At 63.7% G+C, this 16,039-nt stretch carries 6 protein-coding genes; 2 read left to right on the top strand and 4 right to left on the bottom strand.

Features of this window, described 5'->3' with window-relative positions:
- The first annotated feature begins 168 nt into the window (after positions 1-168).
- The gene (locus BEN48_RS02995; RefSeq protein WP_070732796.1) at positions 169-1,149 is read left to right on the top strand and encodes a zinc dependent phospholipase C family protein; all 981 of its coding nucleotides are present in this window, start codon (positions 169-171) and stop codon (positions 1,147-1,149) included.
- A gap of 340 nt (positions 1,150-1,489) precedes the next feature.
- Positions 1,490-3,799 (top strand): patatin-like phospholipase family protein, encoded by a 2,310-nt coding sequence (locus tag BEN48_RS02990; RefSeq protein WP_070732795.1) that lies wholly within the window; start codon positions 1,490-1,492, stop codon positions 3,797-3,799.
- 3 nt (positions 3,800-3,802) lie between these two features.
- Here BEN48_RS02990 and BEN48_RS02985 read toward each other — a convergent pair whose 3' ends face one another.
- The 4 genes from BEN48_RS02985 to BEN48_RS02970 all read right to left on the bottom strand — a co-directional run bounded on the left by BEN48_RS02985 (position 3,803) and on the right by BEN48_RS02970 (position 15,727).
- Positions 3,803-4,633, bottom strand: a complete 831-nt coding sequence (locus tag BEN48_RS02985) for an MIP/aquaporin family protein (RefSeq protein WP_070732793.1) — start codon at positions 4,631-4,633, stop codon at positions 3,803-3,805.
- A gap of 41 nt (positions 4,634-4,674) precedes the next feature.
- Positions 4,675-5,394: an alpha/beta fold hydrolase gene (locus tag BEN48_RS02980; RefSeq protein ID WP_070732831.1), complete on the bottom strand. Its 720-nt coding sequence runs from the start codon at positions 5,392-5,394 to the stop codon at positions 4,675-4,677.
- Between the two features lie 44 nt (positions 5,395-5,438).
- Entirely contained in the window at positions 5,439-6,359 is a 921-nt protein-coding gene (locus BEN48_RS02975; protein ID WP_070732791.1) for an NAD(P)/FAD-dependent oxidoreductase, read from the bottom strand.
- Positions 6,360-6,499: 140 nt separating this feature from the next.
- Positions 6,500-15,727: a right-handed parallel beta-helix repeat-containing protein gene (locus tag BEN48_RS02970; protein ID WP_083320704.1), complete on the bottom strand. Its 9,228-nt coding sequence runs from the start codon at positions 15,725-15,727 to the stop codon at positions 6,500-6,502.
- Positions 15,728-16,039 lie beyond the last annotated feature (312 nt).

Below are 16,039 nucleotides of genomic sequence, written 5' to 3'. Positions count from 1 at the left end.
ATTGCAAGTGGTACAAACGCAAAAACGCTGACCGACGGTCAGCGCTTTTTGCGTTTTGGCTAAGAACAAGGCTACGAGTCGGGGGCGTTTTATTTAAAAGAAAGCCAGAAACCCGATTCCTGGCGGTAGATTGTTGGGGATTTCGCTGACCGAATACCCTATTTTAGTATGAAGAGAGCTTTGTCGCTGCTACTGCTGGGGCTTTTTCTCCTGTTTGTTACCACTCGCCAGGCGCAGGCCTGGGGCTTTTTTGGGCACCGGCTGCTAAACCGGCTGGCCGTGTACACGTTGCCGCCGGGCATGGTGGGCTTCTACAAGGCCAACATTGATTACATAACGGCCAACGCCACCCGCCCCGACTCCAGGCGCACGGTGGTGCCCGGCGAGGCACCCAAGCACTTCCTGGACGTGGACCGCTACGGCGACAGCGCCGGGTACAAGATGCCCCGCCGGTACGCCGACGCCATAGCCCGCTACACCGAGGACTCGCTGCTGCAGCACGGCACAGTGCCGTGGAACGTGGTGGCGATGAAAAACCAGCTCACGGCCGCCTTCACGGCCCGCGACACCGACCGCATCCTGCGCCTCTCGGCCGACATGGGCCACTACATTGCCGATGCCTGCGTGCCGCTGCACACCACCAGGAACTACAACGGCCAGTTCACCAACCAGCGCGGCATTCACGGCCTGTGGGAGTCGCGCCTGCCCGAGCTGCTGAGCAGCGACTACGACTTATTCAGCGGCAAGGCCAAGTACCTCGACAACCCAAGCGACGCCATCTGGGGCGCGGTCATCCGGTCGCACGCCGCCGTGGATTCGGTGCTGCGCTTTGAGAGGGAGCTGACGGCGCAGTACGCCCAGGACCAGAAATTCGGCTACGAGCAGCGCGGCACCCAAACCATTCGGACGTACTCGCGCGAGTTCAGCCGCGCCTACCACGCCCGCCTTAATGGGCAGGTAGAGCGCCAGATGCGCTACGCTGCGGCCCTCATCGGCAACTTCTGGTATACGTGCTGGGTAGACGGCGGCTCGCCCGATTTGAGCAAGATGCCCCGCACCCCTTCCGAAACGGAGAAACAACGCCTGGACCGCGAAGCCAAGGAAACTGCTGCCACGCCCGTGACCACCGCGCCCGGCCACGACGAGTAGGCCAGCACCCGGTTTTTTCTAGGACAAGCATACTACCCCTACGCGGCCAAACCTGAAGGGCAGTATTTTGGCTTTCTACGAGAAGCAGCGGCGAGGCCCGGTGGGCGCTTGGGCAGCGGGAAAGCTTAAGGCACTGCAGCACGCGCAGACCGGGTTGTGGGCCCGAAAGATGCCGCTATTATTCAAAGGCAACAGCCCTGCTTTTCGGACAGGCACAGCATCTGCAATTAGTTAGATAACAATACACTATCAATCTACACAGCTAACTTACAACCCGACCAGCCGCTGCGGCGTACCAGCGGAACCAGCCGTTGCGACAGACGGTCATTTTTTTGTGTTTATGACCCAATTTTTTCCCTCAGGACTGGTGGCTTTGCTGCTGGTGATTTCAACACTACTTCCCGCACATGCCCAGAAAGTGGGCCTGGTGCTTAGCGGCGGCGGGGCCAAAGGACTGGCGCACGTGGGCGTGCTGCGCCAGCTCGAAAAGAACCGTATTCCCATCGACTACATTGTGGGTACCAGCATGGGCGCCGTAATTGGCGGCATGTACGCGGCCGGGTACTCGCCCGACGAAATTGAGCAGATTGTGCTCAGCCCCGAGTTCCAGAACTGGACGTCGGGCAAGCCGCTGGAAAGCAAAACGTACAATTTCCTCACCTCGGAACCCTCGCCCTCGGCGCTGCGCCTGGGCATTGCCATCGACTCCACGTTTCAGGCCCGCGTGAGCACCAACCTGGTGAACGACCTGAACCTGAACCTGGCCCTGGCCCGCCTGCTGGCGCCGGCCTCGGCCAGCAGCAACTACGACTTCAACCAGCTGTTTGTGCCCTTTCGCTGCATGGCATCCGAGGTGTTTACGCGGCAGCTGGTAGAGCAAAAGAAGGGGTCGCTCGCCGATGCCATTCGCAATTCCATGGCGTTTCCATTGGCGTTCCGGCCCATCCGCAACCTCGACGGCAAGTACTACTACGACGGGGCGGTGTACGACAACTTCCCCACCAAGACGATGAAGAAAACCTTCGCCCCGGACATCATCATCGGGGTGAACGTGGGCGACGTGGCGTTCAAGAAATACCCCAAAAACGACGACGCCCTGCTGGGCAGCACCGTGGCTTTCCTGGGAACCAGCGTGGCCGACACAAGCAGTCTGGGCCGCAACGGCGTTTACATTCAGCCCAATTTGGAGGGCCTGGGCGTGGGCGACTTCGAGCGGGTGAAGGAAATCATTGCCCAGGGCGACACGGCTGCGTTCCGCAGCATGGAGGAGATAAAAAGGCGCATTGGCCGGCGCGTGGACTCGGTGGACCTACAAAAGCGCCGCCTGGCTTTCCAGGCGCTGGCTCCCAAGCCCCGCTTTATTGAAGTGAATGTAAACGGACTGCGGCCCGACCAAAACGAGTACGCGGCGCGGTTTTTCCGGCGTTCGGGCCGCGACTATTCACTCGACGACATCGAGGAAGGCTACTACCGCTTGGCTTCGGACGACTTCTTTAAGAACATCTACCCACGCATTCGCTATGACCAGGCCCGCAAGGGCTACATTTTCAGCGTGGATGCGCAGCGCAACAACAACGTGAGCACCGAGGTGGGATTCGTGCTCAGCAACCGGCCCATCGACAACCTCTACTTCGGGTTGGAGTATCGCTACCTGCGCAAGCTGCTCTACACGGCCTCGGTCGACGTAAGTCTGGGACGCTTCTACAACGGCGCGCACGGTTCGTTCCGCATCAACGTGCCGTCCAAGCTGCCGTTTTTCATCGAACCCGAGGTGATTTATAACCAGTGGGACTTTCAAAACACGGGCGGCGTGCTGGGACGCGATGTCATCAACACCCAGGTGCGGCAGCAGGACACCAAGCTGGGCGCGCAGTTCGGCATTAGCCCCAACTACCGCAGCCGCCTGCTGCTCGACGCCGGTGCTTTCGTGACCAAAGACGAGTACACCAATTCCAAAGAAATCAACTCGGCCGACGTGCTGGACGCCACGGTGTTTCGGGGCGGCACGGCAGCGCTGCGCCTGGCGCGCAACACGCTCAACCGCAAGCAGTACGCTACCAGCGGGCACCGCTACGTGTACACCGTGCGCGGGGTGACTGGCTCGGCGAAGTACTCGCCCGGCTCCACCGCCGAACAGATTGGCAACACCAAAACTTACGAGTGGGCGCAGTTCCGGGCCACGGCCGAGCGGTACTTCTCCTTCAAGACCGAGCGCCACGCCTGGGGCTACTTTTTGGAGCTGACCGTGAGCAGCCTGCCTGCCTTTTCCACTTACCGCGCCTCACAAACCATTGCCCCGGTGTTTGCCCCTCTTCCCGACTCGCGCACCTTGTTCCTCGACAGCTACCGGTCGGGCCGCTACGGGGCTGCGGGCCTGCGCTACTCCCAGCCCTTCCTCAAAAAGTTGGAATGGCGCACCGAAGCGTACGTGCACGTGAACGCACAACCCCTAAAGCAGGGGAACTTGCAGATTCCCGTGCGCCAGTCGGGCCTGGACCGGCCTCGCATCACGGCCAGCACGGGCGTGGTGTTTGATACGCCGGTGGGGCCGCTGGCCGTGCATGCCCGCTACTATGACGACCCGTTCGAACGATTCGGCGTCTATGGGCACCTGGGCTTTATCCTCTTCCGTGGCCGGGCTCTGGAGTAGGTCCTACTCTACCTGCGCAGCGGGATAGTGTGGGGGCTCTTCGCGCAGATGAGGAGACCCTGGCGTGGGTGCGCAGCCCGCTACAATGGCACACTCCAGCGGCTGCCCGTGGTGGAAACGCAGAAACAGCACCGTGGCCAGCCACGTGGCAATGGGCGGCGCCAGCAGGTACACCCACAAGCTCCGATAATCCTGTGCGGCTACTGCCGAGGCCAGGGAGCGGGCCGGGTTGAGACTCATGCCCGAATACGGCGTTTCGAGCAGGATATACAGGAAAATGAGGCCGCCCAGTAACCAGCCGGCAGCGTTTTTCAAACGCGACCGGTGCAAGGCTACCAGCAGCACGGCTACCATGACAAAGGATATCAGGAACTCGGCCGCAAAGGCTACGCCCACGCCCGCCGGCCCCGGCTGCGTGGTGACGTGGTGCACGCTGGGATGCGCGTAGTAATGGCCCAGCACAAGCGTGCAGAACAGCGCGGCGGCCACGCCTCCTCCCACCTGGGCTGCGATATACCAGTAGGCATCCACGGCGCGCAGCTTGTTGAGCTGCCAGAAAACCAGGGTCACGGCAGGGTTGATGTGAGCGCCCGACTGCTTGCCCCACGGGCTGTACACAATGGCGGCTATCACCAGAGCCATGCCGGTGCCCAGAATGCCACGGCGCAGCAACTCCTGCCCCGCCAGCGCCTGATGCAGCCAGAAAGCCGGGTGCTCCAGCGCCGTGGTGAGCAAGCTGGCACACGTAATGAAGAATGCCAGCCCTGCTGCCTCGGCCAAGTAAAATTTCCAGTGGGAGCGCAACGCGGCTATTGCCTCCTTTGCAATTTGCATAATGTAAATCGTAAATCTCTGCTCGTTCACACGCCAGCGGCTTAACCAATATTCTTGCGCACAAAGGCGGCTACGGCCTTTGGTGCTTCAATGGGCAGCAGGTGCCCCACACCGGGCTCTACGTGCAACGAGGTGCCGGGAGGCAGCCACGGCAGCGTGTGCGCACGTTGTGTGGCCGGGGTAATGGCCCGGTCGCGGGCACCCACCATTACGGAGCAGGGCACTTGCAGCGCGGCCATTTGGGCTGAGATATCCTCGCGCGAGCCTTGCTGCAGCCAGGCATCCCAGGCTGGGCGGGCACAGCGGAGGTTGTCGGCTATTATGGATTGGTGCTGGGCCGCCGCCAAGGGCCGCTGCGTAATGTTGCGAAAGGTCTTCTCGGCTTCCGCTACTTGGCCAAACGCCGCCAGGGCGGCCGCCCGGTCAGCGTCCGGCATGGGCTCGGGCGTAGGTGGCGAGGGCGAAAGCAGCAGCAGCTGGCGCAGGCCCGTAGGCTGCCGGGCCGCCAGGGCCAGCGCCATTTTACCGCTCATGCTGTGCCCCAACAGCACGTAGTCGGTTATTTCCTGCGCGGCCACGAAGCGCGCCAGCCAGTCGGCGTAGTGCGCCACCGAAAAGTCGAACCCCGCCGGCACGGGCTCCGCGCCAAACCCGGGCATGTCAGGCGCAAGCAGGCGCTGGTGCGCCGGCAGCAGCGCACCCAAGCCCTCATATTCCCGGCCCGAACCTGCCCAGTAGTGCAATCCCAAAAGTGTCACCATGTCTTCTGCTTGCTGATAAAACTTGCTTTGGGCGAGGCCAGCCTTTAACGCGGGCATTCTTCGCGGGTCAGGCTTTCGTTGATGACAATAGCTGCTTTGCTGCCTGCCGCGGCCGCCAACAGGGCTTGCTGGGTTCCGGGCGTGGTGTCGCCGGCGGCATAGAGCCCCGGCACCGACGTGTTCATGGACGAATCGACCCACACCGCGCCCTTGCTGGTGTGGCGGGCGCCCAGCTGTTCGGCCAGGGCGCTGCGCTGGTGCTGCGGGGCGTGCAGAAACACGGCCGTGCGCGGCAGCCGGCTGCCATCGGCAAACTCAATGTGCTGCAAATCATTATCCGGCGAGCCCACCAAACGCACCACCGGCTCTTCGCGCACCTGAATCTTTTGGCGGCGCAGGCGGCGCCGCGCGTTGGGCGTGAGGTGCCCGGGCCCGTCCGTGACCACCACCACATCGGGGCTCCAGCGGCTCACGAGCAGGGCCAGGCCCGTTACCGTGCGGCCTTGCCCGTACACGGCCAGGGGCTGGTTGCGCACTTCCCAGCCGTGGCAATACGGGCAGTGCAGCACGCCGCGCCCCCACAGCTCCCGGAAGCCCGGCAGCGGCGGCAGAATGTCGGCCACCCCGGTAGCAAGCAGTACACGCCGGGCCGAGACCGTCACCAAAACATCATCCGCCGTGCCAATGCCCGTGGCCCGAAAGCCTTTTCCCTCTTTAACAATGCTGTTAATTTCCAGGCACTGCACTTCCACCGAGTCGTAGGGCCGCAGCTGCTCCTGCCCCAGCCTCAGCAGCTCCGCGGGCCGGATGCCGTCGCGGGTCAGAAACCCGTGCACGCCCGGCGAGGCTTGGTTGCGGGGCGGGCCGCCATCGGCCACGAGCACACGGCGCAAGCAACGCCCCAGGGTCAGGGCCGCCGACAGCCCGGCGCTTCCCCCTCCAATAACCAAAACGTCGTACTGCATAATCACGGTAATGCTTTTGCCCCGGTGGGTTTAACCCTTTTGGAAGCCTTGGGGTTATGCCTGACCCTGCACCAAACGCAAAAAAGGCCTTCCCCACTGCGGGGAAGGCCTTTCTATTCGCCGGCGAGCCGGAAGCTGCCTTACTCTTTGATGAGGCGCTTGGTCAGCTTCACAATCTGGCCGTTGTTCTGGCCCCGCACCAGCACCATGTAGGTACCGCTGGCGATGGTGTTCAGGTTCAGCGCATGGGCCGAGCCGGCACCGAGCGTGTTGTTCAGCACCACGCGGCCCGTGGCATCCAGGATGCTCACCTGGTAGGCACCAGCGGGCAGCTGCGTCAGGTCCAGCTGCGTGCTGGCCGTGGCCGGGTTCGGGTAGAGGGCAATGGCGGGAGCTGCTGCCACTTTGGCGAAGGCCAGTGTGCGCACGGGCGAGAAGCTCGCCGTGCCGTCCACGTCCACCTGCTTCAGGCGGTAGTACACCAGGCCCGTGGCCTTGGCGCCGATGCCGGCGTCCGTCAGGGCGTAGTCCGTCGAGGCCGAGGAGTTACCCTGGCCTTTCACCTGGCCAATTTTCACGAAGTCCGTGCCGTTGAGGCTGCGCTCTACGTCGAAGTACGCGTTGTTCTTCTCCGAAGCGGTGGTCCATTTCAGCAGTGCATCGGCGTTCACGGCGGTTGCGGTGAAGGCGGCCAACTCTACGGGCAGCGGGAAGTTGCCAATGCGGAAGGTCACGGGCTGAGTGGTGATACCGCCGAACACATCCGTGGTGGTGATGGTGACGGTGTAAAGCCCGGCCACCAGCGCATTGGCATTGCTCACGAACAGTTGGCCCGTGGTGGGGTTCAGGCTGACACCGGCCGGCAGCGGGTTGGAGCTAGCGTCCAGCACTGCGCTGCGCACACCGTTGTCGGTTATAGCCGCAGCCACGGAATAAGCGCCGCCGTTGGTGTCAAACACGTTGCTGATGACGTCGCTGTTGACGTAGGGCGTAGCACCGCCGCGTACGGGGGTATTCGTGTATACCGAAGCGTTGTCCTGGCCGACTGCCAGGGCGTAGAGCGCCGCGGCCGAAGTCAGGGCGTTGGCCTCTACTCCGTTGCCGTTGTCAGTAGCCGTGTAGAGGAAGCTCACGTTGCCCACGTAGCCGGCGGCGGGGTCAAACTGCAGCTGGGCTGCCTGGGCCGCGGTCAGCACGAGGCCGGGGAAGCTGGCGGCGGTCAAAGCCACACCATTCACGAACAGCACGCCCTGCGAAGCCGGGGGCAGCGCCAGGATGGTGTAGCTCACGATGCTGCCATCGGCATCCGTTGCGCTGAGCGGCGCGATGGGCAGGGCCATGGCCGTGTTGCCTTCCGGCGACTGCAGGGTGTTCACCACGTACAGCGCTACCGGGGCCAGGTTGGCCAGGGTGGTGCTGGTGCTGCTGCTGTTGTTGCCCGCGTTCGGGTCGGTGCTGGTCGAGCTCACGGTGCTGGTCACGGTGTAGGCCGGGGCCGGGGCCGTGAAGGTTACGGCGCTGGTCACGGTGTTGGCCGCGCCGGGCAGTAGGGTGCTGATGGTGGCAAAGGTTACCACGTTGCCGGTCTGGGTGGCGCCGGCCGGCAGCACCACGTTGGTGGCGCCGGCAGGCAGGGTCATGGACGTGGCCACGCCGGTGGCGTTGGCCGGGCCGTTGTTTACTACAGACGTGGTATAGGTCACCGTAGCGCCGGCCACGGTAGTAGCGGGGCCGCTTACCGTGGTGGCCACATCAGCCTGGGTGGTGATGTTCACGATGGCCGTGGCCACGTTGTTGGTCAGAACATTCTCGGGGTTGTCGGCGCGCACCGTGGCCGTGGCCACCAGCGGCGTGTAGCCAGGGGCCACCACCGTGATGGTGTTGGTGATGGTGCCATTGGCCACCAACGAGGGTTGGGCAGTGAAGCTCAGCACGCCGGTAGTCACGTCGTAGACTGCATTGGCAAACACAATGGTGTTGCCGCTGAGCGTACCACTTGCGCCGTTCACCTGCAGGCTGGCCACGGTCTGGGCGGCCGGCAGTACCACGCGGTTGCTTACGTTTTGAGCATCGATGGGGCTGAGGTTGCGGGTCGTCAGGGTGAAGGTTACGGGCTGGCCAACGGCCTGCGTGGTCACGTTGGCCGTCAGGGTTGCCTGCAGGTCCACTACCGCGCCCTGGGCCGGGTTCAGGGCCGTTACCGTCGTGGCCGTGTTGTTAGCCAGGAAGAAGTCGCCAGTGGCGTCCGACACTGCGGCTAGGGCCGTCACATCCACTCGCACCGCATTCGGCGATTCAAATGAAACCGTACCGGTCCGCTCACTCACCACGCCAACCTGGAGGTTGGTAACCGTGGGGAAAGTCACCACGCCGGTGGTGGCATTGTAGGCACCGGCCAAAACGGTGCCGGTGTTGTCACGCACACTCACGTTGTTCAGGCCGGTGGGCAGCTGCACGGTAGTCGTCACCGAAGCGGCCGGCGAAGGACCGTTGTTGCTCGTGTTCACAGTGTAGGTCACCAAGTTGCCGGCGGTGGCCATGGCCGGTCCGCTTACCTGTACCGCTACGTCCGCCGCGGGTGTCACCGTGGCCGTGGTGGCGCTGGCGTTGTTGGCCAGGTTGATTCCTGCAGTGGCTGTGGTCACGCGAACCGAAGCCGAAAGCGACGTCTGAGCCGGGGCCGTGAAGGCGATAGCGAAGGTTTGCTCAGTGTTCGGCGCCAGGGTGGCAATCGAAGCCAGGGTTAACAGGCCGGTGGTCGTGTTGTAGGTCGCACCGCTGGCAAACGTGATGGTGCTGCCGCTGAGCGTGCCAGTCTGGCCGCTGAGGCGCAAGTCGCTGGCCGTGAGGCCGGCCACCAGCTGCACCGTGCCCACTACCGTGCTGGCCGGCGTGGTGCTGACGTTGCGCAGCGTCACGGTGTAGGCAGCCACCTGGCCGGCAACCACCGTAGCGGGGCCGCTGATGGCGGCGGCTACGTCGGTGTTCGGCGTCAGGTTGGTTACCATGCTGGCCACGTTGTTGCCCGGCATCGGGTCGGTGGTGGCCGAAGCGGTGCTGGCCGAAACCATTACCACGCTGCCCGTAGCTGGGGCCGTGAGCGTAACGGTGTAGGTCTGCGAGGCGCTGCTGGCCTGCGTGGCCAGGGTCGGGAAGGTCACAACACCGGTGGTGCTGTTGTACGTGCCACCGTTGCTTACCGACACGCCGCTCAGGCCGGCCGGCAGGCTCACCTGCGTCAGCACGTTGCTGGCAGCCGTGGGGCCGTCGTTTCCTTGCGTGATGGTGTAGGTCAGGCCGGTCTGGCCAAGCTGGGCCGTGGTCGGGCCGCTGATGGTCACGTAGGTATTAGCCACGGTGCCCGCTAGGGGCTGGGTGCTGGTAGCCGGCGTACCCGTAGCGGGCACGATGGACATGGCCGGGGCCGTCGCCGTGTTGTTGGCCGGGTTGGTGTCGCCGGTAGCGTTCGTGTTGGGCGTTACCGTGGCCGAAGCCGTAAAGGAGCTGGTCGGGGCCGCGAAGCTCACGGTGTTGTTCACGGTCTGGCCGCTGGCCAGCACCACGGCGGGGAAGGTTACCACGCCGGTGCCGCTGTTGTAGCTGCCGCCGTTGGTGGCAAACACCCCGCTCAGGTTCGCGGGCAGTTGCACCGTCTGGATGGCGGCCACCGCGGTCGAAGGACCGTTGTTGGTCGTCAGCACCGCGAAGATGGCCAGGTTGCCGGCTACCACCGAAGCGGGGCCGGTGATAGCCGTGCTCAGGTCAAACTGCGGGGTCACGTTGATGAGGACGCTGGCCGTGTTGTTGGCCGGGTTGGGGTCCACCATGCCGTTGCCCACCTGGGCTGTGGCCGTAAATGGACCCGCCGCCGGGGCCGCGAAGGCCACCATGAAGGTCTGCGAAGCCCTGGCGTTCAGCGTGGTGGCAGCAAACGTCACCAGGCCGGTGGTCGTGTTGTAGGAAGCGCCGTTGGCAAAGGTGATGGTGCTGCCGCTGAGCGTACCGGTCTGGCCGCCTACCGTGAGGCTGGCAGCCGTCAGGCCGGCGGGGATGCTCACCGTCTGCACCACGCCGGTGGCGGTGGTGGCCGAGTTGTTGGTAGCCACCATGGTCAGCGTCTCAGTGGCGCCGGCATTTACCGGGTTGGCACTGGCGCTGATGGTGGTGCTCAGGTCGGCCGGGGCCACGGGGGCCACGGTTACCACCAGGTTAGCTTGGTTGGTGAGAGCCCCGGCATTGTTCTGCACGACATAAGTCAGCGTGGCCACGCCCGTAAAGCCGGGAGCCGGGGTGAAGGTCACCGAGCCGGAGCTCGAGTTGGCCGTGGTAAAGGTGCCCTGGGCCGTGGTCACGGTGGTTTGAATGCCAGGCGTGTTCGGGTCCAAGTCCAGGGTATTGGCCTGAATATTCGGGCCGCCGTTGGGCAGGTCGTTGTCAGTTGCCGAGAAGGTTACGGCCACGCCGGGCAGCGTGCTGGCGAAGTCGTCCACCGCAATTGGGCTGGCTCCGATTATCAGGGTGATGGTGTGCGTTGTTACCCCGCCGAAGGCATCGGTGGTCACAATGGTCAGGGGGTAGTTACCGGGCACCAGCTGGTTGGCCTGGATTACGGTGATGGCGCCCGTGGTGGAGTTCAGCGCCGTACCCACGGGCAGGGAGCCGGCCGTGAGCACTGCCGAAACAATGCCGTTGTAGGTCAGGGTACCGGCCGAGTTGTAGGTCGCGCCGTTCACGTCCAACACCGTGGCCAGCGTGCTGCCGTTCGGGTAGGGGTTGCCCTGGCCGCCCGAGGGCGGCAGCAGGGTGTACACCGCGGGGGTATCGTCGCTCACCGGAATGGTGTAGGTAGCCGGGCCGCTGGCAGTGGTGCCGCCGGTGTTGTTCGTGGTGCTCGTGATGCCGTTGGCATCGGTCACCGTGTAGGTAAAGGAAACCGAGCCCCCCTTGAAGCCCTGCATGGGCGTGTAGGTCAGGGTGCCCAGCAGGGCCGGCGTAATCTGCGTGGTGGCGATGTTCGCCGCCGTCATCACCGTGCCGTTGTAGGTGAGCGTGCCCGACGTGGGCAGGCTGATGAGTGTGAAGAAGCTCACCGCGTTGCCCGAGCCAGTGGTGGTGGCCGACAGGTTAGGGTTGAGCACCCTGGCGATGCTGGTGTTCGGAATGGCCACGTTGTTGGTTACCGAGTTCGGCACCGGCGCGGCGTTCACCACCACGTTGCCCGAGAACTCCGACGTGGCGTTGGCCAGCGTCGCCGTGCTGGTGAGCAGCGAGTTCAGGGCGTAGCTGGCAAAGTTGCCGGTCAGCGGAATCGAGAAGGTGAAGCGGTTGGTATTGTCCGTGCCCTGGTTCAGGCCATTTATCAGGCCCGAATAGCTGCCCGTGCCCGTGTTCAGGTCGGCCGCGCTGCCTTCGCTGAAGCTGCCCAAGAAGGTCTGGCCTTCGCCGAAGCCGCTGGGGTCGGCCGTCGCGCCGGGGTTGAAGAACTCAATCACGGAGCCGGGGCGGGCAAAGCCCTGCACAACCAGGTTGCTGCCCACGATGGTGGCCGAGGTGATAACCGGGAAGTTGAGCAGCCCGTTGGCGCCGCCGTCGGCGTCGTTCAGGTCGTTTACCGTTACATAGGGGCTCGTGCCGCCGGCATCTGCCCCCGTGTTCAGGTCAATTCCCAGCTGGCCGGTAGCGGCCGCGCCGTTGGCGGCGGCCACGGTGCCGTTGTTGAAAATGGAATTCTGGCTGAGGACGGTGGTAGTCGAAGTAGACTGCACCTGCACCCCGGCGCCGTAGTTGCCGCTGATGATGTTCAGGCTCACGGAGTTGCTGGCACCCGACAACCGGAGGCCGGCCGTTTCGGCGGGGGCCAGGGTAGCTGTGCCCCGGCCGTTGCCGCTCACCGTGTTGCCGGCGATGGTAATGGAGCCAGCCGACAGGTTGCCGTCTACGCCCGTGCCCGCGTTGTTTATCAGCAGGTTGTTGGTTACCGTACTGGCGCTGCCCTGAATATCAACCCCGTCAAAGGTGCTGCCGGTCAGGCCATTCGAGCGAATTTCGTTGTTGGCGATGGTAACATTCGTCACCCCACTCATGGTGGTAATGCCCTTGCCGGAGTTGAAGCCGATAAGGTTGTTGCTCACCGTGCTGGCCGTGGTACCCGCCGTGAAGCGAATGCCGTCCGAAAGGCCGCGGGCAGTGCCGAGGTCCATGAAGCTGGTAGCCGAAGTTCCAATGACGTTGCGGCTGATGGTAACACCACCCGCAGCTACGCGAATTTCGGCGCTGGTGCTGTTGTCGGCGGCGTTGCCGAAGCCGTAGAGGGCTAGGCCCAGCACCTGCGTGCCGGTGCTGCCCGCGGCAATGTCAAGGCCCACCCCGATGGCCGAGGTGCCCACAAGCTGCACTTCCGGTCCGTTCACGGTGCCCAGAGCCGTGCTGGCCGTACCTACCGTACCGCCGGCGCCCAGTGTCACGTTGTTGGTGTTGCCCACGTTGGCCGTTTGCGTCGAGCCGTTGATGGACGTGCCCGGGCCCGTGATGGCGGGCAGCGCGGTAGCGGGCGTAATCACGGCCACGCCGGCCGTGCTTAGCTGGTTGGTGAGGCCGGCGCGCAGGCCGGGCACCGCCGTGCCATTGGAAATCATGAAGATGCTCGACTCCACCCCGGCCGGCAGAGCGCCAGCGGCATCGGAGCCGGACTGGGCCAGCGCGGTCTCTCCGCCCAGCGCGTTGCTGTTGAGGATAAACTGGCGCAGCGAGCCCTGGCCCGCGTTGGTGGTGTTTACTATCGTATTAAAGTTGAAGCCGAAGTTCACGTTAACCGTTGGCGACGCCGAGGTGGACGAAAGGGTGAAGGTGGCCACCGACTGGGCAATGGTGCCGTTGGGGGCCGAGTCGAGCGAAGCCAACGTGGCACTGGTCGTGTTACTGCCAGCATCAATGCGCTGGGGGTTTTCCCCGCCCACCCGGTTGCCGTTGGTGTTCACGAAAGTTTGCACCGGCAGCAGGCCACTCACATAGCCCGTGCGAGAGGAGCTAACGGTGCTGTTCACCACGCGCACCGAGTAGGTGGCGCCGGCGGTCAGGCTCGGGAAGCTGTAGTTGCCGCTGGCGTCGGTGGTCGTGGCCGATATAAACGCCCCGGTGCTGCTGTACAGCTCCACGCGGGCGCCGCTGCGGCTCACGCCCTGGCTGGCGGGCAGGTCGCGGCCGGCGCCGCCGCCGTAGTTCACGTCTTCGAATACGCTACCGAAGATGGCCGGCTGAAAGGTAACCGGCGTGGGCGAAGGCGAGTCGCCGGGGTCGCTGGTGGTGCTGCGGTTGGGGGGCAGCACGCTGCTGTTGGTGCTGGCATCGTTCGCTACCAGGTCGATGGGCGTGAGCAAGGTGCCGTCGGTCAGCTGGGTATAGCCGTTGTTGGGGCCGGTGCTGGTGCTGGTGGCATAGGCCGTATTGTTCTGGGCCGTGGCGGGCACACTGCCGCTGGGGAAGGTCACCCGCACCGTGAAGGTGATGGTGGCGCGCTGATTGGGCGAGAGGCTTTGGGTGCCGGTGAGCAGGCTGGCGCCGCCGGTCACGCCCGTAAAGCCGGTGTTGGCCACCAGGGCCGCGCCGTCAAAATTCTGCACCGCAATGCTTTGCAGCGTAAGGGCGGTAGAAGTTGGGAAGGTGGTGTTGCTGGCGTTGCCCCGAAGGAAATCGCTCACCTGCACGTTGAGGTCGGTCACGGTGCCGGTATTCTTCACCTGCACCACGTAGGTAATGTCGTACTGGCCGGCGGCAACCGGCACCACGCTGGTCACGCTCTTCACCACGTCGATGCGCTGGAGCGGGTTGATGCAGCTGGCCCCGTCCGAGTTGGTGGCGCCGTTGATGGTGTTAATCTGAGTGGCCGCGCCACTCGTTTTGTTGATGACGTAGAAGCGGCCGCTGGTGGTAGTAGGTGGCGTGGGGCCGTTGCCGTAAGCGTACAGGTTGCCCACTATGTCAAAAAAGGCAGACCCCAACGCTTGGGTGGCGTCCGTAACCGAGCCAATGGTAGTTACCGCGCCTGAAGTCGGGTTTACGATGAATAACTGACCCGGGAAAAACGTGCCGTACAACTGGCTATCAATGGGATTGAACGCTAGGTCGAAGGCCGTGAAGGCCGTGCTGGTGGTCAGGGCCGTCGCCGTAAGCGGCAGTGAGCTCAGGTTTATCCGATAAATAACGCTGGTATTGGTCTGCGCTTTCACAAACAGGTTGCCGTTGCGGTCGAAGGTGCCGGCTGCCCACTGGTCCACGGGCAGGCCCGACACGACTCCCAGAGACTCGACGCCGGTGGCCCCAATTTTTACCAGCTCCACCACCGAGGTAGGGTCCGAGGCCCGGTCCACGGTAGCATCGGTGCCGGTGCTCACATTGCCGGTGTAGGTGAGGGCGTAGAGGTAGCCATCAAGCGAGTTGTAGCCCACGGCATTGAACGTGCCGCCCAGGTCTTGCAGCTGCGTGGTGGTGTAGGGCGTGGTGCTCCGAATCACCTCAAACAGGCGGGTGGAGTTGCCCACAGTGCCGTTGGCGGGGGCGGTATTTACCTGGCGGGCCTGGTAGAAGGAGCCGTCGCAGCTGTAGCTGGGGCCGGCATCGGCCGAGGGCGCCCGCAACGAGAGGCCGGTCAGGGCCACCTGGTCGCTGGTAACGGTGCCGGCGGCGGTCAGGTCCACCAGGCGCAGCTCTACTTCGGTCTGGCTGGCACCCGTGGTGAAGGTGTAGGTGTAGCGCGTCCACACGTCGCTGCCTACGGCTTCGTTAGCTAGGGTGGCGTTGCTGCCCTGCGCTACGCCGTTGAGTTGAAACTGCAGTACCGGCACCGGCGTGGTGGTGGTGCCGGGCGCGTTGGCGTTGGAAGCGTAGTAGGAGAACGTATAGGTGGTGCCCGGGCGCACCGCCGCCGTCTGGTACCAAACGGCGGCCGGGGCCGTGCCCCGGTACAGCAGCCAGGTGGTGGAGGCCAGCACGCCGTTGGCATTATCCCCCGGGAAGGTATTTTGCACCGTGCTGATGCCACCCGTGTAGTTAGCAGCCGCCCGCTGAATGCTTACCTGCCCCAGCGCCGGGCGGGTGCCCGTGTTCACATAAGGCACCCCGCTGCGCCAGGCGCCCAAGTCGATGCCGGATGCCAATGGGTAGCCGCTGCCTCCAACCACGGGGTAGCGGCTGAAGTTGCCGTTCTGAATGCGCTGCACTCCGGTTCCAGCCCAGGCACTGGACCCGGCCAGCAAGCACAGCAAGCCGACGAGCAGCCAGCCGAAGCGCCGGAACAGAGTAGGTGGAGTCTGGGCTTTTCCAGCCGGTGCGGGGGCCGGCCGGAATGCCGGATGTAGTAAGCTTGTATCCATCAGCAGTTGATAAGTGAAGAGTTGGGAAGAAGTAAGTCGTTACAAAAAGAGTAATAATTCAGCCTACAAAAATATTCTGGCCGGTTCCTCTTACAGGTCATATCTCGGTGAAGGGGCTTCATGTCCCAGTGAATACACATCCCAATGGGACGAATGGAAATATTTGAAGACCAGAAGACTCTGCTTGATAACGAAGAGCATGCTCCACGTTTTCTCTTCATCTATGGTAGAGGCTATAAGTAAGGCTCAAATTATCGGCTGCGGAGAGGTAGCCTCAAGGGGAAAAAAGCGGTCATGCCCTATCTGGCGTCC

The organism is Hymenobacter glacialis (assembly GCF_001816165.1).
Lineage (GTDB): Bacteria > Bacteroidota > Bacteroidia > Cytophagales > Hymenobacteraceae > Hymenobacter > Hymenobacter glacialis.
The sequence above is the reverse complement of the archived record's forward strand: the minus strand, read 5'-3'. Positions and strand labels throughout refer to the sequence as shown.